This is a genomic window from Streptomyces eurocidicus, from assembly GCF_002891295.1.
In the GTDB taxonomy this organism is placed as follows: domain Bacteria; phylum Actinomycetota; class Actinomycetes; order Streptomycetales; family Streptomycetaceae; genus Streptomyces; species Streptomyces eurocidicus.
The window spans coordinates 991,061-1,013,894 of sequence record NZ_LGUI01000002.1 but is presented as its reverse complement, the minus strand read 5'-3'; the positions used below and the strand labels follow the sequence as shown (position 1 = coordinate 1,013,894).

At 69.3% G+C, this 22,834-nt stretch carries 11 protein-coding genes; 1 reads left to right on the top strand and 10 read right to left on the bottom strand.

All coding sequences use genetic code 11. From position 1 onward, the window contains the following. Nucleotides 1–87: 87 nt before the first annotated feature. From AF335_RS09200 to AF335_RS09180, 5 genes are all read right to left on the bottom strand, one after another. A complete protein-coding gene (locus AF335_RS09200) occupies nt 88–2,520 on the bottom strand; it encodes a SpoIIE family protein phosphatase (protein WP_184743839.1) in 2,433 nt (810 codons plus the stop codon). Nucleotides 2,521–2,634: 114 nt separating this feature from the next. Next, on the bottom strand, nt 2,635–4,569 hold the full coding sequence (locus tag AF335_RS09195; RefSeq protein ID WP_102917773.1) for an FAD/NAD(P)-binding protein: 1,935 nt from the start codon (nt 4,567–4,569) through the stop codon (nt 2,635–2,637). 444 nt (nt 4,570–5,013) lie between these two features. Continuing rightward, entirely contained in the window at nt 5,014–5,514 is a 501-nt protein-coding gene (locus tag AF335_RS09190; RefSeq protein ID WP_102917772.1) for a nucleoside deaminase, read from the bottom strand. 117 nt (nt 5,515–5,631) lie between these two features. Continuing rightward, complete coding sequence (gene cynS, locus AF335_RS09185; RefSeq protein WP_102917771.1) at nt 5,632–6,102, bottom strand: cyanase; 471 nt, start codon at nt 6,100–6,102, stop codon at nt 5,632–5,634. A 101-nt stretch (nt 6,103–6,203) separates the two neighbouring features. Continuing rightward, nucleotides 6,204–6,812: a carbonic anhydrase gene (locus AF335_RS09180; protein WP_102917770.1), complete on the bottom strand. Its 609-nt coding sequence runs from the start codon at nt 6,810–6,812 to the stop codon at nt 6,204–6,206. Nucleotides 6,813–7,012: 200 nt separating this feature from the next. On the opposite strand from AF335_RS09180, the gene cynR reads away from it, so the two are divergent. After that, nucleotides 7,013–8,029: a transcriptional regulator CynR gene (gene cynR, locus AF335_RS09175; RefSeq protein WP_102917769.1), complete on the top strand. Its 1,017-nt coding sequence runs from the start codon at nt 7,013–7,015 to the stop codon at nt 8,027–8,029. On the opposite strand, the gene AF335_RS09170 is transcribed toward cynR, so the two are convergent. From AF335_RS09170 to AF335_RS09155, 5 genes are all read right to left on the bottom strand, one after another. Continuing rightward, the gene (locus AF335_RS09170) at nt 8,019–8,450 is read right to left on the bottom strand and encodes a protein-tyrosine phosphatase family protein (RefSeq protein WP_102917768.1); all 432 of its coding nucleotides are present in this window, start codon (nt 8,448–8,450) and stop codon (nt 8,019–8,021) included. The two genes, cynR and AF335_RS09170, sit on opposite strands and share 11 nt — an antisense overlap. 48 nt (nt 8,451–8,498) lie before the next feature. Beyond that, nucleotides 8,499–10,124, bottom strand: coding sequence for a thiamine pyrophosphate-binding protein (locus tag AF335_RS09165; protein ID WP_228773434.1), 1,626 nt, complete (start codon nt 10,122–10,124; stop codon nt 8,499–8,501). Between the two features lie 385 nt (nt 10,125–10,509). Then, nucleotides 10,510–11,154: a hypothetical protein gene (locus tag AF335_RS33995; RefSeq protein ID WP_146045480.1), complete on the bottom strand. Its 645-nt coding sequence runs from the start codon at nt 11,152–11,154 to the stop codon at nt 10,510–10,512. Between the two features lie 33 nt (nt 11,155–11,187). Continuing rightward, on the bottom strand, nt 11,188–17,841 hold the full coding sequence (locus AF335_RS09160; protein ID WP_311775610.1) for an RHS repeat-associated core domain-containing protein: 6,654 nt from the start codon (nt 17,839–17,841) through the stop codon (nt 11,188–11,190). 444 nt (nt 17,842–18,285) lie between these two features. Further along, entirely contained in the window at nt 18,286–22,266 is a 3,981-nt protein-coding gene (locus AF335_RS09155; RefSeq protein ID WP_244926966.1) for a LamG-like jellyroll fold domain-containing protein, read from the bottom strand. Nucleotides 22,267–22,834: the final 568 nt, after the last annotated feature.

Sequence of the window (22,834 nt, the reverse complement as noted above, 5' to 3'; positions counted from 1 at the left end):
CGGAGACGGTGGTGGTCACGGCCATCGCGTAGGCCACCCGGGTGCCCAGGGGCGTGCGGGGACGGCCTGCCCGGGGGGCGGACGGGCTCATGGCAGGCGCTGTTCGGTCCAGACGGTCTTGCCCTCCCGCCCGTAGCGGGTGCCCCAGCGTTCGGTGAGCTGGGCTACAAGGAACAGGCCCCGGCCGCCTTCATCGGTGGTGCGGGCGCGGCGCAGGTGGGGTGCCGTGTTGCTGGTGTCGGAGACCTCGCAGATGAGGTGGGGGCCCAGGATCAGGCGCAGGGTGACCGGGCCACCGGGCGCGTAGCGGTAGGCGTTGGTGACCAGTTCGCTGACGACGAGTTCGGTGGTGAAGGTCAGTTCGTCGAGGTTCCAGGTGGCCAGTTGCCGGGTCATCAGGGTGCGGGCGTGGGAGGCGGCGCGGGCGTCGGCCGGCAGGGTCCAGGTGGCGACACGGTCGTCGGGCAGGACCCGGGTGCGGGCCAGGAGGAGGGCGACGTCGTCGGCCGGGTGGGCGGGCAGCAGGGCGCCGACGACGGCGTGGGCGGTCTCGGTGACGGTGCGGGCGGGGGCGGCGAGGTGGTGGGCGAGCCGGTCGAGCATGGTGTCGATGTCGTGCTCGGGGGCGTGGATGAGGCCGTTGGTGTAAAGGGCGAGGAGGCTGCCTTCGGGGAGGTGGAGTTCGAGGCTCTCGAAGGGCAGGCCCCCCAGGCCCAGGGGCGGCCCGGCGGGGAGGTCGGGGAAGGTGACGTGTCCGTCGGGGGTCCTCACGGCGGGCGGGGGGTGGCCGGCGCGGGCCAGGGAGCAGGACCGGGAGATGGGGTCGTAGACGGCGTAGAGACAGCTGGCGCCGGTGACCTGGTCCTGGGGGAAATCCTGGCTGTTGGTCTCCTGCTCGGCGGCCAGGCGGTGGACGAGGTCGTCGAGGTGGGAGAGGACCTCTTCGGGATCGAGGTCGAGCTCGGCCAGGGTGTGGACGGCGGTGCGCAGCCGGCCCATGGTCGCGGCGGCGTCGATGCCGTGTCCGATGACGTCACCGACGACCAGGGCCACCCGGGCCCCGGAGAGCGGGATGACATCGAACCAGTCCCCTCCGACCCCTTCGACCGCGCCGGCCGGGATGTAGCAGTGGGCGATTTCGGCGGCGGGCAGATCGGGCAGCTCGCCCGGCAGGAGGCGGTGCTGGAGGGTGAGGGCCGCCAGATGCTGGCGGGTGTAACGGCGGGCGTTGTCGATGGACACCGCCGCACGGGCGGCGAACTCCCCCGCCAGGGTGAGGTCGTCGTCCTCGAAAGCCTCGGGGCTGCGCGAACGCCACAGGGTGACCAGCCCCAGGACGAGGCCGCGGGCGGCCAGGGGCAGCATCATCACCGAGTGGACACCCAGGGCCCGGGCCTCGGGGGCACGTTCCTGGGCGACCGTGTCCAGATCGCCGGGGGTCTCCAGGCGGGGGACGAGGAGAGGGACCTGCTCGGCCAGACAACGCCCCTGAGGAGTACCGGGCGGGAAATGGATCAGCGAGCCCAGCGGGTTCAGGACGTCATCGGTGTGCGGGACGTCGCAGGACATGGCCGTGCGCCGGACGGGACCGAAACCGTCCTGCGAGGGTTCCTCACCACGGCTGACAGGATCCAGGAGATCCACGGTGGCGCAATCCGCGAGATCGGGAACTATCACCTCGGCGAGCTCACGGGCCGTGGTGGCCACGTCCAGCGTCGTGCCGATACGTGCCCCGGCCTCCCCCAGCAGAGCCAGCCGCAGACGGGCACGATGGGCCTCGGTGACGTCCTCGACCAACTGGGTGACGCCCAGGGTCCGCCCGGTGGAATCCTCCAGGCGGAACGCCGAGACCGATACGAAACGCTCGCGGTCGGGCTCGATGAGCAGGCGGCAGGACTGCTCGGTGAAAATGGTGGGGCGGCCCGTGGCCAGGACCTCACGCAGCCGGTCCTCGGCGGTACGGGCATCGGCCTCCACCAGGAAATCCGCCATGCGGTGCCCGCGGGCCTGCTCGGGGGTGAGGCCGCCGATCCGGGCCAGGGCCCGGTTCACGCGCAGGACACGCAGGTCAGGGGCGTGCACGGCGAGGCCGATGGGTGAGCGGCGGAAGAGGTTGTCCAGCACGGAGCGGTCGGTCTCCCACTGGATGACGTCCTGAGCGGGGGCGGCGACCACGAACCACTCGTGGCCGGGCCCCTCGCGGGTCACCCGGCGGGCTCGTACGCCCACATGGGTGCGGTGACCGTCGCGGTGCAGAACGGGCAGGAGACCGAACCAGCCCGGGGCACGCGCGCATTGCGCGGCGGCGTGGACGGCCCGCTGGTGGTCGTCGGGGTGTACCAGGGCCTCCAGGGCGGGCCGGCCCATCACCTCCGCCGCACGGTAACCCATGAGAGCCTCCGCCAGGGCACCCCAGCCCACCACCCTCCCCTGGTGATCCAGCACAGCCGAAGCCGCGCTCGCGACCGAGAAGGGGTCCTCAGGGCTCTCGGGGAAAAACACCAACGATTCATCCCTCACACCCACCACACTGATGGGTGTGAGGCGTGGGCGCTTGTCGGCTCTTGCGCCGTCCGGGGGACCCCGAGGCGGGGGCCCGGGGGCAGGAGGAGGGGTCGGCCGGGCCCGGGGACGTCAGGCGGGAAGGCCGAGGACGCTGCGGGCGATGGCGTCGCTGTCGCCGACGGTGGCGGAGTTGACGTAGGGGCGGATGCCGGTCTCGGTCACCCAGTTCGCTCCCTCGGTCGGCACCCCGTACACGTACCGGCGGGGGTGGACGGTGCCGTCCCCGCCGATGGTGCGAAAGGGGCGGCCGGTGACGGCCACTCCCCCGGTGACATGAGCACCGGTGACGTGAGCCCCGGCGGCACGGGGGGCGACGGCACGGGCGCCGGTGCCGTGGGCCCCGGCGGCGGGCCGGGCCGCGGCGGGCCGGATCGTGAAGGAGGTCAGCTGGTGACGGTCCCTGAGGTGGGCCAGGACGGGGTTGGCGGTGCGGGCGAGGTCCACCTCGGGAAGCCGGGCGTCGAGGAGGGCGGTGGCGCGCCAGGTGCGGCCGGGGACGGCCGAGCGTGCGGTGAAGCAGCCCTCGCCCTCGTCGGGGGTGACGGTGAAGCCGGGGCCGGCCACCTCGACGATCCCGGCGTCGAGGAGGGCCACCAGTTCCTCGACACGGGTCCAGGGCGGCCCCAGCGACAGATAGGCGTGCAGCGGAGTGAACCAGCCACGCACGTCCGCGCGGTAGGAGCCCGCCTCGATGCCGCCGTCGTTCATCATCGCGCGCATCTCGTTGCGGATGTCGCGCAGGACGTCCAGGGCCGATTTCCGGGCGCTGGTGAGGTTGCCGCGGCGGGCCTCGGCCACGTCCGCCAGCAGGTACGCGCGTAGGAAGGCCCGCCAGGCGGGCGGCGAGACCACGTCCGCGCCGCTCCAGGGCCGGGCCACCTCCGCCCAGTGCCACCACCGGTGTTCGGGGAGGTGGAACTTGCGCAGGATCTGGTGCTCGGCATCGGTGGACCAGGGGGCGGTGACGTAGAGGGCGTGGAATTCCCGGGCGGTGGCTTCCGGGGCGGCCTCCGCCACCAGCCGGGTGTAGTAGACGGTCTCGACCTCCTTCGCGATCAGCGGCCAGCAGTCCCGGCGGAAGTCCAGCGCACCGCCGGGGCCCGCCCGCCCGCGCAGGTCCTCGATGGCCTCCTGGGTGACGAAGAGGGGTTCGTGACGGCCCTCGCCCTTCTCGTTGTCCGCCCTGCCGTGCAGGGGTACGCCCCTGCGTGAGCCGCACACCAGGTGGGGTTCGTCGCCGGAGGGCACATAGCGCAGGCGCCCGTCGTCGGCCCGGCCGAAGGTGCCGCCCCGGCCCGAGGTGAGCAGGGTCAGGTGGTCGAAGAAGCAGAGGCCGAGCCCGCGGACGAGGAGGGGACGGCCCGGTTCGAGGGCGTCCAGGCGGGTGTCGGCGGGGTTGGCGGGCCGGTGGTAGGCACCGCCGACGCGGGCGGCGAAACGGGTGAACGTCTCCTCCTCGCCGCTGGGACGCACGCCGGCGTGGCCGGTGGCCAGGACCAGCTCGTCCACCTCGAAGGTCCTGCCCTCCTGGCAGGTCAGGCGCTGGCGGCCGCCGGGGGTGTCGGCGACGGCGACGATACGGGTGCGGTGGCCGCGTACGGTCAGGCGGGCGGGGCGGCGGCGCAGGACCTCGCGGTAGGCCCACTCGAGGTAGTGGCCGTAGAAGGACCTGCGGCAGTAGCTGCCCGGATGGGTGCGGCGGGCCTCGGCGAGGACCCCGGGCGGGTAGGAGCCGGGTATGCGCCCGGCCGCCAGGGCCACCGCCCACCCGTACAGGCTCGGGCCCGGGCGCACGGGGCCGGACATCCGCACGGTGGTGTCGGCGAAGGCGGTGATCTGGCAGGCCACGATGTTCATGATCAGGCCGGGTGGCTGGTCGGTGCGCCAGACCTCGCCGGAGCCGAAGCGCCGCGGCTCGAACAGCTCGACGACGACCGGGGGGCCGGGGTGGGCGCGGGCGTTCTCCATGAGGCGTTCGAGCACGGACAGGCCGCGGGGGCCCATTCCGACGACGCCGATCTTGAGGGCTGCCGTCGGTTTCGTCGTCAGCCGCTCGCGCCGGTCCGGCTGTGCCGGCCACTCGCGTTGTTTCCGCCGTTCGCGGTGTTCCTGTTTCCGCTGTTCCGGACGTTCCTGCTGATCTGGATGTCTCTGCTGATCCCGTTGTTCCTGTTGTTCCCGCACTACGGTGCTCCCGCTCCCCTTGCCCCACCGCCCCGGGCGCCGGTGCGGCCGGGCAGCTGGGAACGGGCACGCGATGCTCGCACCTGTTCACGCATTGCGGCCGGGCACGACCGGGCATGGCCGGGACTCTATGTGAAGATCTCGCCGGGGAACGGGGGATTGCGGGAATCGCCCGCACACCCCCCAGGGGCTGCCCCAGGGGGGGTGTGCGGGACGGCCGGGCACCGCTGCCGTGCGCGGCGGGTGGCGGCTTCGGGAGAGCGGTCAGGCGGCGGTGGGGGCGCCCGCTACGCGGCGCCCGCCGTGGTTGCGCTCCTGCCAGGCCCGGTAGACATCGGTGGCGGCGGCGCGGGGCTCGTGGCGCATGGGCAGCCGGCGGTCGGTGAAGTCCTTGGCGAACTCGGCGTAGAAAGTGTCGAGTTCGAAGTACTTGCGGTCGTCCACGTAGTGGGGGGCGTAGTCGTCGCGGCCGGTGAGGAAGACGACCTCGTCGGGGCTGCAGTAGTAGAGGGAGCCCAGGCACATCGGGCAGGGGTGGGCCAGGACGTAGATGGTGGTGCCGGTCAGATGCTCGGTACCGAGCCGGGTGCACGCCTCGCGGATGGCGAGGATCTCCGCGTGGGTGGTGGGGTCGCTGGTCTGGGCGACGAGGTTGGGGCTCTCGGCGAGGACCTCGCCGTCCTTGACGATGACGGTCGCGAAGGGGCGGCCGCCTTCCTCGACGTTGCGGCGGGCGAGGTCGATGGTGCGCTGGATGAAGTCCATGGGGGCTCCCCGGGTGGCGTGTGTACGGGATGGCGCGAGAAGAGGGGGTGAGGGGGCGGGCCGCCGACGACGGCCCGCCCCTCCCCCGGTTTCCCGCCCTCAGGGGCTGGGCTTGTGTCAGAACGGCTTGGTCGGCAGGTACTTGCCGTCGAGGGTGATCACGGCACGCTCGCCGCCCTCGGGGTCGGCGACCTTCTTCACGTCCAGCTTGAAGTTGATCGCGCTGATGATTCCGTCACCGAACTGCTCGTGCACCAGGGCCTTGAGGGTGGTGCCGTAGACCTGGAGCATCTCGTAGAAGCGGTAGATGGTCGGGTCGGTGGGGATGCCGCCGGGGATCGAGCCGCGGGTCGGGATGGTCTGCAGCAGGGCCGCCGCGTCGTCGTCCAGGCCCAGCAGGGCGGCGACGGCCTTGGCCGACGCCTCGGGCAGGGGGTGCTGGCCGAGCACGGCGGCGGTGACGAAGGCGACCGACAGGCCGGCGGCGTCGGCCAGGTCCTGCCAGGAGAGGTCCTTGGCGGTCTTGGCCGCGACGGCCTGGACGGCGAGCTGCTCGCGGGCGGTGGCGTCGAACTGAGCGTGAATCATGGGAAAGGTGTCCTTTCGGGTACGGGTGCTCCCCGCCCCGGCGAAGATGCCTGGGCACACGGGGACGATTTGGGTGATACGGGTGATGGGGCCGGGGTGGGTCAGGCGGCGAGGTCGGCGAAGTCGCCGCTCATGGCGTCGAGTTCCTCGACGGCTCCGGTTCCGATGTCGTAGACCCAGCCGTGCAGGGTCAGCGTGCGGCGGGCGAGGGCGCGGGCGACGGACGGGTGGGTGGCGAGGTTCGCCAGCTGGGCGAGGACGTTGGCGCGCACCAGCGCGGCGACGTCGTCCTCGGTGCCCCCGGCCGGAACGGCGCGGGCCCGGGCGGCGTCCGCGTGGCGCAGCCAGCCGGCGACGGCGGGCAGGGTGGTGAGGTCGTGGCCGTCGGCGAGGGCGGTCATGGCCCCGCAGGCGGAGTGGCCGCAGACGACGACGTCACTGACGCCCAGGACGGCGACGGCGTACTCGATGCTCGCCGCCACTCCGTCGGCGGCCTGACCGTAGGCCGGCACGAGGTTGCCCGCCGTGCGGATGACGAAGAGCTCTCCCGGCTCACGCCGGGTGAGCAGCTCGGGCACGACGCGGGCGTCGGAGCAGCCGATGAACAGGGTGCCGGGCCGGTGGGTCGTGGCGAGGTGTGCGAAGAGCTCCGCGCGGGCGGGGAAGACATCCCGCTGAAAGCTGCGGACTCCCTCGGTGAGGTGGTGCATGGTCACTCCCTTGATCGGGCGGTGTGTCGGTGGGGCCGACGTCATTCACTCTGCATGACCTGTGCCTATAGTGTCCAAGTCGCGAAAGGCATGACTTCCATTGGTCGTGTCTATAGGTGGTTTCCCGTGGTCCCGGCCACGGGTCCGGGTGTGGTGCGTGCGCGCCGGTGCGTGCGCGCGGTGGAGTGTGGTGGTAGGTCATGGAACTGCGTCATCTGCGGTATCTGCTGGCGGTGGCCGAGCACGCGAGCTTCACCCGGGCCGCCGAAGCCCTGCACATCTCCCAGCCCACGCTCTCCCAGCAGGTCAGACAGCTGGAGAAGGAGCTCAAGGCGCAGCTGCTCGACCGCACCGGGCGCACGGTGCGGCTGACCGACGCGGGCCGGGCCTACACGCACTACGCCCGGTCGGCGCTGCGGGACCTGGCCGCCGCCGAGCGCGCCGTCCTGGATGTGCGGGACCTCAGCGTGGGGACGCTGCGCCTGGCGATGACGCCGACGTTCACCGCGTATCTGATCGGCCCGCTGGTGGCGCGGTTCCACGCCCGCCACCCGGGGGTCACCCTGGAGGTCCGGGAGCTGACTCAGGACCGCATCGAGTCGGCGCTGCTGGCCGACGAGGTGGATCTGGGGATCGCGTTCAGCGGGGCGCACCTGCCGGGCGTGGCGGGGGAGGCTCTGTTCACCGAGGCCCTGAGTCTGGTGGTGGGGCCCGGCCATCCGCGGGCGGGCGGCGGGGAGCCGCGCGCGGAGACGGAGGCGCGGGAGCTGCCGGTACGGGAACCGGCGGCGCGGGAACCGGCGGTGCAGGAGCTGCCGGTGCAGGAGCTGCCGGTACGGGAGCTGGCCGGGCATCAACTGGCGTTGCTCAGCGGCGACTTCGCCACCCGCGGGCACATCGACGCCTATTTCGCCGGGCAGGGTGTGCAGCCCGCCATCGCGGTGGAGGCCAATTCCATCAACGCGCTGACCGAGATCGTCCGGCACACCGCCCTGGCCACCGTACTGCCCGACGCGATCACCCGCGATCACCCCCACCTGCACCCCGTACCGCTCGATCCGCCGCTGCCCACCCGGACCGTCACCCTGCTGCGCCGGGAGAGCGCGTACCGCAGCGCCGCCGCCGCCGCGTTCGGCGCTCTCGCCCACACATGGGTGCGCGCGGCCGGATGGACACGGCCCGGGCCGGGGAGCGGGCCGGGCGCGCTCAAGGGGTGAAGCGGCGGACGTAGCGCTTCTGCCAGGGAGTCTCCACCGCGTGCCGGTCGTAGTGGCGGCGGACGAACTCCACCGCGCGGGCGGGCGGTACGCCGTCGAGGACGGCGAGGCAGGCCAGGGCCGTGCCCGTACGGCCGCGCCCGCCGCCGCAGGCGACCTCCACCCGCTCCCCCGCGGCCCGCTCCCACACCCGGAGCAGAACGGCCCGGGCCTCGGCGGGGTCGGCGGGCAGCCGGAAGTCCGGCCAGCGCAGCCATGCCGTCTCCCAGGGCACCTCGGGGGGCTGCTTGCCGAGCAGGTGGACGGCGTAGGCCGGGACGGGACCGTCCGGCAGCGGGCGGCGCAGCCCGCGGCCGCGGACCAGGCACCCGGAGGGCAGGCGCAGGACGCCGGGGGCGTCCGGGCTCCACAGATCGGTCATCGGTCCACCGTAACGGGCGGGGGAAGTGCCCTCCCGCCACGCCCGGGATCACAGGTGCGTAGGGGCGAACATCTTCAGGACGGCGGGGAGGACGACGACGGAGGGGCCGGGTGCGGCAAGCGCCTTGGCCAGGTCCTCGCCCAGGCGGGCCGGGGTGGTGCGGGTGGCGGGCACGCCGAAGGAGGCGGCCAGGGCGGTGAAGTCGGGGCGGGCCAGTTCGGTGGCCGTGGCCTGGCCGAAGGCGTCGGTCATGTACTCGCGCAGGATGCCGTAACCGCCGTCGTCGACGATGAGCCAGGTGACGGGCAGGTCGTACTGGCGGGCGGTGGCCAGTTCGGCGATCGAGTACATCGCCCCGCCGTCGCCGGAGACGGCCAGGACGGGGCGGGCGGGATCGGCGGTGGCCGCGCCGAGGGCGGCGGGGAAGGCGTAGCCCAGGCCGCCGGCGCCCTGGGCGGAGTGGAAGGGGCCGGAGCGGGGGTCGAAGGCGGACCACGCCCAGTAGCCGAGGATCGTCATGTCCCAGAAGCTGGGGGCGTCGTCGGGCAGGGCCTCGCGCACGGCGGCCAGGACCCGCTGCTCGGTCTCCAGGTCCTGCCCGGCGATACGGGCGTGCACCTTCTCCAGCAGGGTGCGGGCCCGCCGTGCCCCTTCGCCGGCCGGGCGGGCGGTGACGGTTCGGGCGAGGGCGTCCAGGGCCGGGCCGGCATCGGCGTACAGGGCGAGGGCGGGGTGGTTGGACTCCAGCTTGCCCAGGTCCGCCTCGATCTGGATCACCCGGCCGCGCGGGCGGAACGTGTGGTAGTTCGAGGAGAGTTCACCCAGGCCGGACCCGGCGACGAGGAGGACGTCGGCGTCCTCCAGCAGGTCGGTGGTGTGCCGGTCCTCCAGCCACGAGCGCAGGGAGAGCGGGTGCTCCCAGGGGAAGGCGCCCTTGCCGCCGAAGGTGCAGGCCACCGGCGCGTCCAGCTTCTCCGCCAGCGTCCGCAGGGCCCGCTGGGCGCCGGCACGTACGACGCCGCCGCCGGCCAGGACTGCGGGCCGGGCGGCGGCGCCGAGGGCGGCGGCCGCCTCCTCGATCAGCTCCGGGCGGGGCGTGAGCGGAGAGGGGGCGGCGTCGAGGGCGCGTACGGGCGGGACGGCGACGTCGGCCAGGAGGACGTCCTGCGGGATCTCCACCCAGACCGGCCCGGCCGGTGCCGCGAGGGCCTGCCGCCAGGCGTCGGCCAGCGTGGAGGGGATCTGGGAGGCGGTACGGACGGTGTACGTGCGCTTGACGACGTCGCGGAACGATGCCTGCTGGTCGCGCAGTTCGTGCAGGTACCCCTTGCGCCCGCCGCCGAGTCCGGCGGTGGGGATCTGGCTGGAGATGCCCAGCACGGGGGCGGAGGCGGCGGCCGACTCCTGGAGGGCGGCCAGCGTCATCAGGGCGCCGGGGCCGGTGGAGACCAGCAGCGGGGTGACCGTGCCGGTCAGCCGGGCGTGGGCGTCGGCGGCGAACCCGGCGTTGTTCTCCGTACGCAGCCCCACGTAGCGCAGCCGGGAACGGCGCAGCGCGTCGAAGAGGCCGAGGGCGTGCTGACCGGGCAGCCCGAAGACGGTGTCCGCGCCGAGCGCGGCCAGCGATTCGAGAACCAGGTCGCCTCCGGTGCGGGGGCGCTGCGCTGTGCTCATGGGTGGGTGCCTCTCCGGGGTGCGGGGCGGGTACGGGTTGAGGCCCATTGTCGGGTGCAGGCTGGGCGGGGGTCGCCAGTGGGTTTGCCCGGGGCCGGGGCGGGCCGGAGTCCATGGCCAGGGCGCCGCGTGACGCTGCGCGGGCAGGATCGGATGGGCGGGTCACCGGGGAGGCCGCTCAAGGAGCGGCGCGTATGTCCGATCCCCGTCTCCAGCGCCGAGCCTTCGCCCCCGATGCCCTCGGCCCGGGCAACGACGGCCTTGACAATCCACCTGCCGCAGCCTCTTCCGTCGACGCTGCCGCCCAGGCCTCAAGTACCCCGCTGGAAATCCGGCGGAGTACTCGGACGCCGAGGATTCGACCTTCACCGCTACCCAATAGGGGTCAATAGGACGCGGTTGACACGAGGCTCCTCATTTTTGCGAGAAAAGGCATACCTTCTCGCTCCGCACGCATCGCCATGTCACGGAAGAGTGATTTCTCATCGGCATCGCCGGCGCCGCACAGGGCAGCGATGTCGCGCATTTGCTGCCGATAATGAGTCATCAAGCTGTCCCACAGAACAACCCCCTCAGTCTCTGACTTACCGACTTCTCCCTCCGCCCACACCCTGTCGACTTCCAGTGCACCGACAAGCGCATTGAATGAATCATTTCGGGATCTCCCAAGATAAGCGCATAGCGCAAGAGTTGCAGCGGAAATCGACTCCACAACCAACGCCTCCGGGAGGCCGAAGCCTTCAGCTCCGTTAATCAACTCAAGGTCCGACTCCGCTCCTCTTATTGCAGCCTCGACCCTAGGGGCGAGTTCTCCGAAAGAAGCACCCGGCCTGGCACGTAGAACTCGCCAAGCACCGACCAGCCCGTCGTGGACCAATCCGTGTCCCCCAAGTCCAGCATGGGCCTCGCTGTACGCCTGATAGACAGGAAGAGTCCTATGGGCCGCCGCCAGAGAGAGCGCCAAGACTCTCTCCAGAGCCAGCTCATCACAGGCCGACCTGATCTGGTTGATCTCTTCTTTTGCGAGCACGCAGAATCCTTTCGACGCCGCCATGATCGGAAACTACCCTACGCCGGGCGGAAGCCAGAGGGCAGTTCGCGGGCTCATAAGTGTCGCTCCCTGACCCGTTAGGAACTGGGAACAAGCAGGACAGAAGGGCCTGCTCGCGGCTATCCCTCCGGGACGAAGACCTAGATGCTGGGCTGCGGTGACAAGCTTGACTTCAGCATGTGCACCATTGGTCGCCGAGATCGCCAACTCTCCCGCGTCAAGGGAGTCTGCCCTTTGGATCAAGGTGAGGTTGCTCCTCGCCCCGACGGCTGACAGGTCGATTCCCCCGCCGATTCCATCGGCATGCAGCACCCCCGTAGTCCTGTAGCGCTGCCCGCCAGAGGGGATGAGAGAATGCAAGTCATCGGCTCTGTCGGTCAGATGAGCAAGATCCGCGGACCCGACATCGCAGTTGTGGACGAGGACCGGCGTGGTGCCCGCCAGCACATAATACGTGTGGGTACCGGAGACCGTGAGGTCATGCGTGCGCTGCCGCTTGCGGAAATGGGTGGCCGACTGGACTGTGACCGCACCGTTGTCCGCGGTGCGCAGCCGATTCCCGGGCCGGACTTGTCCCGCGTCGGCCCACGTGTTCTCCCGGGTGTCCCAGAAGGGGTGTGTATCGGTGGCGACGAGGGCAGCGCCGCCCTCGTCGGTCTCCACGGTGAGCTCGGTGAAGTCCTTGTCGTCCTCGGTGACGATGCCGGCCACTACTTCCCGGGCTGTTGTCTCGCCTGTCTCGGGGTCGGTGGCCAGCACATGGTCGCCGGTCTCGACCTCTTCGATCTTCTTGCTGGTGCCGTCGGCCAGCAGGACTTCGGTGCCGGGGAGAAAGCTGTGGCACTGCTTGGCGACCCTCTCGGATCCCTCGGCGGCTTCCTCGAGAATCCTGCTGTCCTTGAGGAATTTTCCGATCTTGCCGATCTTTCCCCACGGCAGCACATCGGTCGCGGCCCATGCGCACCCCGATATCTCAAGGTTCCCACAGTCTTCCCATGCCTCCACGTCGGGGCCGACGACCTTCGGGACGGTCTCAACAACCGTGTTGACGACCTGTACCCATTTAGGCTCGGCCCTGTACGTGGTCTCTATGTGTCTTTGCCGTGCGGGGGCCGGCATGCCCGCGTATCCGCACCTTCCTATGCCGCATTGGGAGTAGTTGCGGAGCTTGACGACCCGGGCTTCGCTTTCGATGTCGTTCTCTGTCGGGGCACCCCGGTAGTTGTCGTTGGGCTCCACATCCCAGCTGCCGTCCACGTGACGTGTGCAGCTGACGCCGATCAGCGCGCAGTCCCCGGGCATCAGTCCGGTGGGGTCCGACAGAGTGGCGGGGTTGTTGTTGGCATAGGTGTAGCCGTGGTTCTGCTGGGGGTCGGCCAGGTCCATGAGGGGGTCGACGCTGATGAAGCGGCCGGTCTGGGGGTCGTATTCGCGTGCGCCGAGATGGGTGAGACCGGTGGTGGGGTCGGTGGTGCCGCCGACGAAGCCTTTGGTTCCGGGCCAGGTCTTCGGCTGCTCTCCGCGCGGGGCGCCGAAGGGTGTGGCACGGCGCCGGGTGGCGGTGGTGGTAATGGTGTCGATGGCCAGTTGGCCGGTGCCGAGGTGATCCGCAACGACGAAGGATGCGCTGCCGTCGTCGCTCTGGACGGCTTGCAGGCCGTTGCCGAAGTCGAGATAGCGGGTGGCCTTCGGTGTGGTGGAGCCCTTGGCCAGGGTGATCTCGGTCGTACCGAGGTAGAGGGTGGTGCTGGTGTCGGTGCGGGCGATCAGTCGCCGGCCGTCGGCGTCGTAGATGTACGAGGCGGTCTTGGTGTTCTTGTCGTCCTTGGGCTCGGTGACCTTCGCGAGGTGACCCTCGGTGTCCCAGTCCAGGGACTGGGTGTCGCCGCCGAGTGCGCGCGCGATGGTGTTGCCTGTGGGGTCGTAGGTGTAGGAGTCCTTGGCCGTGCCGGTTGGGCCGACCGCCTGAACAGTGGTGAGAGCATGTGGCTGAGATTTGCCGGCGGCGGGGTAGGTGTAGGTGCGCTTGATGTCCTTGGCGCTGTCACCGCCTGTGTCGTGGCGTTCCTCGGTGAGACGGTTGCCGGTCTTGTCGTAGGTGTAGGAGTTCCAGTACGGGGCCGGTCCGCCGATCAGGTTCCCTGCCGGGGCGTCCGCGCAGGCAGTTGCCGACTGGGTCCACTCGTCGGTGACGCGGCGGAGATGGTCGTAGGTGAAGCACTGTGTGTCAGTGCCGTCGGGAGCTGTGTCGGACAGTGCCCGGATATTGCCGGTCTCGTCGTAGGTGTAGGCGGCGGCCTTATCCGGCGCGGGGGCGTTCTGCCGGTCGACGCGGGTGGTGGCCAGGCGTTGGGTGCCCCACTCGTAGCCGTTGGTGACCTGGGTGGCCTTGCCGCTGTTTCGGTTCAGTTGTGATTGCAGTGGCTTGCCAGTGAGGCTGTAACTGCTGACGGTGGCTTTGATGCCGTCGAAGGTGGTGGCGCCGACGGGGCGCAGGATGTCGTCGTAGGTGTAGCTGACGACGTTCCCCGGAAGCGAGCCGGCCGGGGGGAGGCCGATGCTCTGCACGGCACCTGAAGCTTCGTAGGCTGTACCGAAGTCGTAGGTCCCTGCCAGGGGTTTCTCGTCGGGGGACATCGCGGGGATGGTGACGCTGGTGCGGGTGGCCCGGTAGAGCGAGTCGTATTCGTCGACGCGGGTAGTGAAGGCGTTGCCGTCCGCGTAGCGGGTGGTGGTGGCGGGCCTGCCTTTGCCGTTGGTGACGGTGTCGTAGGTCCACTCGGCGAGTTTGACGCCGGTGGGAGAGCCTTCCCGGATTTCGGTTCTGCGACCGAGGTCGTCGTAGGTGTAGTAGAGGGTGTTCCTGGTCTTGCGAGCGTTGGTGGTGGAGGTCAGCCGGCCGCGGTCGTCATAGGTGCTGAGGATTGTTCCCTGGTCGGGATCGTCGGCGGAGATCCGGCGGCCTTGCTGGTCGTAGATGTAGGACCAGGAGTTACCTGCGGGGTCGGTGACCTGGGCCAGTGCGCCGGCGGGGGTGTAGGCGTAACGGGTGGTATCGAAGTCCGCGTCCGGGTCGTGGCTGTGGAGTTGGCGCAGTTCGCGTGTCTGTCCTCGCGCGTCGATGACGCTCGTGGTGGCGGTGGATCCGGCCGGGGGGATGACAGTGGTGCGGTCACCGCCGTAGAGGGTGCGGGTAGTGTTCAGGACTTTGCCCACGTCGCTGTTGCCGGCGATCTGCTGGGTTCTGGTGACGCGGCCGAGGCCGTCGTAGGTGTTCCAGGTCTGTGATTCCACCTTCCGTGCGTCGTCCGGGGCGAAGAGGGTGGCGGCCGGGGTGCCGTTGGCGTAGTAGGTGGTGAACGTCTTGGTAGCCAGGCCGCGTTCGTCGTAGAAGGTGTCGGTGAGCAGACGACCGCGGTCAGGTCCTGGGGCCTGGGTCTGGCGAGGGCGGAGGAAGCCGTCGTAGAGGGTGTAGGAGGTTAGCTGGCCGGACTTGTTGTTGAGGGTCCGGGTACCGACGGCGACAGGCTTCCCGTCGGTGAGGGTGTAGGTGAATTCGAGGCTGGGGATGCCGTTGCCGCTCTTGGGGCGGTTGGGTAGCCAGACCTTGGTGGATCTGCCGAGGGCGTCGTAGGAGAGGTCGGTGCGTTTGTTGTTGGTGTCCACGGTGGTCACCGGCTGACCGCGGAGCGGGTCGACGATGCTCTTGTCGACCTGCGCGGTGGTGGCGTCGTCGGCCTTGGCGGGGGGTGTGGTGGTGGTGATGGTGGTGGCGAATCCCGTGGCAGGGGTGTAGGCCGTGGTGGTGGTGCGGCCGTCGGAACGCCTGGTGGTGGAAAGTTGTGTCCCATCGGTGTCGAAGACGACTTCCGCGGTGAGGTCGGTGGCGGTCAGTGCCCGGCCGTAGGCGTCGAAGGTGGCAGCGGACTCCAGGTAGGCGGCATGTTTGCCGTCGTGCTTGTTGAGGGTGGCCACACTGGTGGCTTCGCCCTTTGTCGGGGTCGCACCGTAGGTTCCGCCGTCATAGGCGGTGCGGACGTCGGAGATGACGGCTTTCGCGCGGTCCACGGTCGCCGTTGCGCAGGAGGTGGCGACGGTCTCGATACGTGAGGGAAGGTTGAGGATGTTGGCGTCGGTGTTGTCGGCGTAAGTGGTGCGGGTGCAGCGGTCGTCGTCGGGGGTGGAGGTGTCGCCGTGGTCGTCGACCTGTCTGGCGCGGCCTGTGGCCGTGTCGTGGACGGTGGTGGTGGCGGTATTGCGCCACTTCGTTCCCGCTCCGTCGTCGAGGGAGGTGTAGGTGCGGGCCGATTCCGTGCCGGTGAAGTTCGCGGTGACGGTGCCCCAGGAACGGGTCTTCCTTGCGGTCTCGTGGTGCCAGGGTTTGGTGAGGGATTTTGAGAGGACCTTCCCGTCCGGGCCGGAATAGGATTCCTTCAGGTAGGTGAATCCGGCAGTGGATTCGTGGTCGACAAAGGCTTCGGCCACATCCATGTTGACGGGAACAAGGACCGTTTTCGTACCACCTGCCCTGCTCTTTCTGTCTCCGTCCATGCCGCGCAGGAAGTAGGTGTCCTCCTGGGATTTCATGCCGCCCGCGCCCTGGCCGCCCTTCTGCACCCGGACGTGGCCGTAGCCGCGCCAGGCCGACCAGGTCTTGAATTTCTCCTTGGTCAGACCATCATCGTCGTCGAAGTGCCAGGCGGCGTCGCCGAGGTACTCGTAACGGGTGACCTGGTCAGGGGAACCACCGGTGCGATCGGCGGCGGTCACGGATTCCACCACGTACTTGTTGAACCACTGCTGGGTGGGGTCCTCGCCGCCGGCAACCGATGTGAACTGGGGGAAGCAGCGGGTGGTGTTCGTCTCGGGGGTGGGCAGCCTGCTTCCGTCGCAGGCCGGTGCCGAGTAGACGACGTCGGTCTGTCCGCCGGTCTCGTCGGCGACGGTGGACAGGCGTTCCTTGATGAAAGGCGCTTGGCCGTCACCGGTCTTGTCGAGACGGTTGGGGCGCTGGGTGTAGGCAAAGGTAGTCTTCGGCAGGGTGATGGCGGGGGTGGCCGACTGGCCGGTGTGCTGGACGGAGTCCAGCAGGAGCTGGTAGTCGGTGTCGGCCATGCCCCAGCGGTGGCTCAGCTTCCACGAATCGACGGATGCGTAGGTTCCGTCGCTCTTCAGGACACGGGTAGTGACGTCAGTCAGCCGCTTGCGGGTCCAGAACGACGGTGAGAGGCGGCCCTTGTCGCACTCGGTGCCCGCTGTGCAGTTCAGGTCCCAGGGTGTGTCGTACCAGTAGGGCTTTTTGGTGCCTATGGTGTCTGCCGCGCAGGTCAGTCCCTGTTTGTCGTCGGGCAGGCATCGTTCGGCGTTGCCGATGTCGACCTTCGCCAGGGCCTTGGCATACAGGTCGGAGGATTTCAGGCCGTACTCGATGCGCTTGAGGTAGCCGCCGCGTGTGTAGGGGGTGCCGTCCTTGGCCTCGAGGTCGCGGCCGTAGGAGTTGCTCTCCTTGCCGTAGTAGTAGCTGACCGCGTTGCCGTGCCGGTCGACCGCGTAGTCGAGGTTCCAGCGCCACGCCTGCTGGCACCACGAGTCCTTGAACGTGTCCTTGTGGCAGGGTTCGCCGGTGTTGTTGCCGTAGACGGGTACGGTCCAGGTCGAGTCGGTGGTGTCCTTGCCCGCTGCCCAGCCGTTGAGCTTGTGGTAACCGAAGTAGTACCGGGTTCCGTCCGGGCTGGTCAGCCGCCAGTACTCGTTGTCGTTGTCACCATTGTCGTGCTCGTCGCCGACCAGGCGTGAGATCTTCGTGCCATCGTCGTTCCTCAGCTTCCACTGGTTGTCGCCCGCGGGGACCAGCTCGCCGGATTTCCCGTTAAAGGAGAGGGTGGCGTTCTCGTAGGCCCAGCACAGGTCTCCGGGCTTGTTCCCGTCGGTGTGCTTGACGTCGTCGTCGGCGCACGGCTTGTAACTGCGCTCGATGAAACCGGGCCAGAGGTCGAAGCCGTCACCCACCCAGGACGACTGATTGTTGGTGTTGCCGGTTCTGCCGTCGATCGCGGAGGAGGAGTAGACGAGACCGATGTCGGGTTTGAGGCCGCCGGGGACGGCCGGAACCTGCATGGGGTACGACCAGCCGAAGGCGCCCGTGTTGAGATCGGTCTTCCAGGTCGATGAGGGTGACAGCGGAGAAGCCTTGTAGTCGCCCTTTTCGCCGGAGGACACCGGCGCGGCGGCCAGTACGGTCGCTGCCGGCGCGTGCAGGGGAATGCGGGCGGTGAGTGTCTGTTCCTCTGTGTCGTTCACCGTCTCCAGCGGCACGGAGGTCCTGCACTCGGCTTTGTGCGGGGTGGTGAGGGCGCAGGAAGGGAGCTCGGCCAGCCGCAGGCGTGCGGCATAGGCACCGCCGAATGCCTGGGCGAACGCGGAGTAGTCCACGCGAACCCTGGTGGCCGTCGGCGCAGGCTTGAAGCCTGTCCCGGGAAGCTGCGGGGTGATGCTGAACAGCAGGCCGTCGACGCCTGTGCGCTCGCTCGCCGTGTGGTCCAGGACACGGATTTCGGCGTTGCCTGCCGTCTGGGACGCAGTCGGGGCTTGTTCACGCTCCCTGGGCTCAGCGGGTGCGGTGAGGAGAGTGACCGGCAAGCTGTCGGCGGCCAGGGACTTTCCCACGCCACGCCCGGTGTCAGGAGCGGCTGGGGAAAGGCCGACGAGGGCCTTTCCGCCTCTGGGCCAGGTCGCCTCGGGTGACTTGCGCGGCGACTTGGGAGCCTGGTCGAGCGTGCGAGGTCTGCCGACGGCCTCCTTGCCTTCGACGGGCTTGTCTGCCGAAGGTACTCCTGGCCAGCCTTTGACGTTACCGGCCGCAGCGGGGAACCCCGAACCTTGTACCAGTGTGACTATCAGCGTTCCTGACACGGCGAGCGCTGTCCGCGCTCTCCATGCCGACGTGCGTGCTCTTGCCTTGCCGTTCATCCCTCGTCATCCCCCACTGAGGCATCAGCGTGCCCACTGGCACGCATGGGACTGCGGAAGCCTTCCGCGTCGTGGCTGGGCAGGGGCCGGGTGCCCGTATCGCACCGCTCGGGCGGTCCCTGCCCTGCCGGACTCGGTCGTTCACTCGTTGGGCACGTGGGTGGGCAGGCCGCTTCTGCCTGCCGCGAGGCTCTTGACCTGGGCCTCGGTCAGGGCCCCCTGGAACGCCCATACGTCGTCGATCTGACCGGACCAGTACTCATCAGCCGTGCCCATGAGCAGTGACCGGCCGATGTGGAGCGCCTTCGTGGCGCGAAAGGTCAGTGCGTTACCGGCCTGAGAGAGGCGGTCGGTGCAGGCCGAGGTGCCGGCCCTCGCCACTTCGGCGGGCGCGGGGCAGGCGAACTCCTCCAGGGCACCGTTGACGTAGAGGCGGAGTTCGTTGGCGAAGCCGTCGTAGACAAGGGCGAGGTGATTCCAGGTGCCGACGTCCTCGAAGGCGTGATTGTCCACCGTGGTGACGGTGACATCGGTGTCCGTGTCCTTGCCGGGCAGCACCACCTGCCAGCGCCCGCGCCCCTCGATGCCTCCCGCTTCATCCGGACCGGGTACATAGCGGACGGTGAAAGCGTTCCGGCGGGTGCCTTCCGCGCTCATCACCGTCATCGCACGGCCCGGGCTGTCGGCCACGCGCTGCGCCCAGGCGGTCATTGTGAAACTGCCGCTGGTATCGACCGGTACGCCGCTGGTGGCCGCGGCGTCCACTCCGTTGAGCTTGAGGCTTCCCTGGTCGACACGGCCGGGTGCGATCGCGGCCTTGCCCGTGACCGTCATGTCGTGGCGTACCGCCCCTTTGTCCGTCAGGGCGTCGGGAGAGAGGACCGGGGTGCCGGGGGTGGTGGTGTCGAACTGCCAGCGCCCCTTGACCAGGGCTCGTTGCTGAAACAGTTGCTGTACCTCGCGGGCGGAGGCGGGCCGGTCGTAGATGCGGACGTCGTCGATGTCTCCGGCGAAGAAGTTGTCCTGCTTGCCTCCGTAGGAACCGGCCCCGATCTGCAGCCGCTGGTCGGCGTACCACGGGCTGCTGAGCGGGACGGTCCCGGCGGGGATTCCGTTGACGTAGAGCGTGAGGGTGCCGGAGACGATGTCGCGGACTCCGACCAGGTGTGTCCACTCGCTTCCCTGCGGGGCGGGGCCGGCGTTCTGGACGACCTTGTTCGACGGGGCGTCCAGGGTGTCTTTGGTGTGCTGGTTGAGGACCCACCGGTCATAGGTGGGTGAGTAGTACAGCTCGGCGCCGCTCGCGTTCGTTCCTGCCTGGGTGAGGACCACCGAGGTGTGCTGAGGTTTGTTCCTGGGCAACCGGGCCCAGGCGGAGACGGCGAAGCTGCCCATGGTGTTGAAGTGGGGTGCGTCGACGCTGGCGTAGTCGTCCACCCCGTCCAAGGAGAGTGCCTGGCCGTCGGCGCCTTCGGTGCCCGGCTGAGGGCTGCCGTGGAAGACGGCGGGCATGACGTCGGCGTGGCCGTTGACTTCCTTTGCTCCGGCGTCCTCGTCGAAGGCGAAGATCGCGCGGGCGGGGCGTCCGGGGCCGCGGATGTGCTCCTTGGCGTAGAGGCGGGACACCTCGCTCGCCGACGCGGGTTTGTTGAAGATCTCGAGTTCGTCGATTTGGCCTGGGAAGAAGTCGGTGGGCTTCCCGTCGAAGGACGCCGCACCGATCTGCAGGCCGCGACGCGCGTCCCACGGGGACTTGTAGGCGACGGTGCCTTCGAGCCGACCGTTGACGAACAGGCGCAGCTCGGCGTCGCCGCTGTCGTACACCCCTACGAGATGGGTCCACTCCCCTGGTGTGGCGCCGCCCGGGTTCTTCTGCATCACGCGTACGGGCAGCGCCCCGGCGGTGTCGGAGGCGTACTGGTTGAACGCCCACCGGTCGTAGTCCTTGGAGTAGTACAACTCCAGCCCCGGGGTGTGGTTGCCCGGCTGGGTGACGATCGCCGCGGCTTCGGTCGGTTTCTTCGACAGCTTCGCCCAGGCGGATACCGAGAAGCCGCCGGAGGTGTCCACGACGGGGATGTCGGTGCCCGCGTACCCGTCCGTGCCGTTCAGTGACAGCGCCCCGCCCATCACCCCATCGGAGCCCGTGAACGATCCGCCGTGAAGTTCCGCGCGGCGGGCGGGGGCGGAGCCCTGAGCCTGGATGGCTTGCGGGCCGTCGTCCATCGCCCAGGCGGCGCGTTCGGGCTGGCCGGGGCGGACCTTGTAGCGGTAGGTGTAGGGCTCGCTCATGTTGCCCGCGGCGTCGAATGACTGAACGGTGACGAAGTTCAGGCCGGGCTGCTCGGGCAGAGCCTTGACGGCTCTCGCGGCGCCCTCCGTGGTGGTCAGGGTGTTCTTCGGGGTGGCGTCGCCATTGATGCCGTAGATGTACCCGGTGATGTCCTGAGAGGCCGGTCCGACGGTGAACGTGCCGTATCTGCCGACTCCGTCGAACCAGGGGTCGTCGGATCCCGCGTGGTCCGCCGGCCGCGATTCGGGGTAGTCGCGGGAGGTCACTCCGGGGGCGGGCAGCGTCTTGGGGTCGCGGACGAAGTAGCAGCCGCTGGGGGACCCGGCGAAGGACCAGGGGGAGTAGCCCTGGTGGTCGTAAGCGCGTACGTACCAGTTCACGGGTGTGTTGACCGTGATCGTGGACGGCAAGGTCATCGTGAAGTCCGACCCTGACTTCTTGAAGCCGGTCAGTCCCGGCGTCCACCGGGCCAGGGTGCCCTTGCCGTCGCCTGCGTCCCATTCGGCCTGGAACTCCACCGCGATGTCGTCGCCGTCGGGGTCCTTGACGTCGTTGGCATAGACCTGCCCGAGGCTGCGGATGTGAACGGCCTTCTCCGGGATCCTGCAGGTCCCGCCGTAGGCCATAGTCAGCTGGGACATGGCGATCTGGGGCGGGGGCGTGTTGTACTGCACCCGGAGGTAGGCACGGTCAGAGAACCGCTTCCAGGCGTAGGTGTCGTTCTCGTCCGAGGCCCGGAGTCCGAAGGTAAGGGAGGGCCAGGACTTCGACGCGGCTTCTTTGACCGCGTCGAGGACCTTGAACTCGCCGTCGCCGCTCGCGCAGCCTTCATAGCCGTAGGCGAAGTCGTACTCGGCCAGCTTCTTGAGCCAGAAACCGGACGAGTCCTGCGAGTTCCAGGTGGTCGAGGCGGATATTTCCTTGGTCCGCCACAGTTGAACGCCCTTTTTCTGGCAGGAAGCGGCCCAGGTCTCGGGGACGACGAACTCTGCGGACAGGATCGACTTGCCCGCGAACTGTGATGTGGGGATCTGGTAGAAGAGGCGTTTGGTGTCCCCGGGGTTGCAGTGCATCCAGTCGCAGTAGCCCATGCCGGCGTCCTTGTCGCCGTTGAACTTCCACTGCGGGGTGTTCGCCCAGTATTTCGAGGCGACCGTCCAGGACGAGGACCGGGGCGCGTACCACTGGGGGTCGATGTAGACCGGGTAGACCGTGTCGGTGCCGGCCAGGACCTTCTTGTCCGGTGTCAGGACGAGTTCGTCGCCGCCGGGCAGTATGTCGACGCCGACGCGGACGAGGGCACCGGACTCGCCGGGACCGGGCTCCTGACGGCTGTCCCCGCGCGTCACACCGGCTGGTTGCCCAGGTCTCGGCGAGGTCTTCCGGGTGACTGCCGCGTCGCGGGATCCCTTGCCCGGGCTGGAGTCCCACATCATCGGTGTGGGCGCCTCGAAGACCGTACCGCCGGCCCCGCGGTCGACTGCGGCCAGGCCGCCCTGGTCGGTCCGGCGGACGGAAATCCCTTCACCGCTGATCTTCAGGCGGAGTTGTGTCAGGTCCTGACTCGCCGCGGCCTTCGCGGACTTGACGACGAGTAGCTGGGTGAATCCGTCCGCCTGGGCTGCTACGCGTAGATCGACATCTGGGAGGATGTCGGGGTAGGTCGCCGTGTCGCCTTCGAGGCGAGGGGTCGGCAGTGTGGTGGGCCAGGTCAGTGCGAGTCTGCGCCCCGCCCTGTCGAGTTCCGCCAGTGGGGAGCGGCCGCCGCCGGAGAACTTCAGGCCGACGGTGGTACTGCGCGGTGTGATCGCACCGTCGGCGGATTTCACCAACGCGGTGTCAACCGGATTCCACTCACCGTCGGACCGGGCACGCACCGGCCGCAGGTATTCCCGTGCCTCCAGCATTCCGGCGGGAGTCGCGACGACATCGCGGCTCTCGCCACGCTGCGACAGCACTTCCACGTTCTGCCCGGAACGTCTGGCCTGGGCGAGGGCTTCCCGCTCCGATGAGGCTGACAGCCCGTCATTCGCCTTACCGGACAACTGGGCGGAGGCAGGCCCTCGCGCAGCGGGGGCAGCGGCCACCGTTCCTCCTCCTGGGAGCGCTCCGGCTGCCAGCACCATGCCTAATCCGCAGGCGATCACACCACCGACAGCGCGCGTGCGCGCACGACGAACCATCCCCCAGCCCTCCCCAGAGCCGAACGTGAAGACCACGTAAAGGTCGCGGCAAGTGAACGTAGAGGACCCTGAAGCATGCGGTCTACACCTTTGGGGCGGGATCCACTTCAACAAACCACCCCATAAGCCCCCTCGATCGCTGTGTTGTGCGACACAGGCCCGAGGGCCGGGAACTTTCTCAAGCCAATACGGCTGGTTCACAGCCCTGTACTCA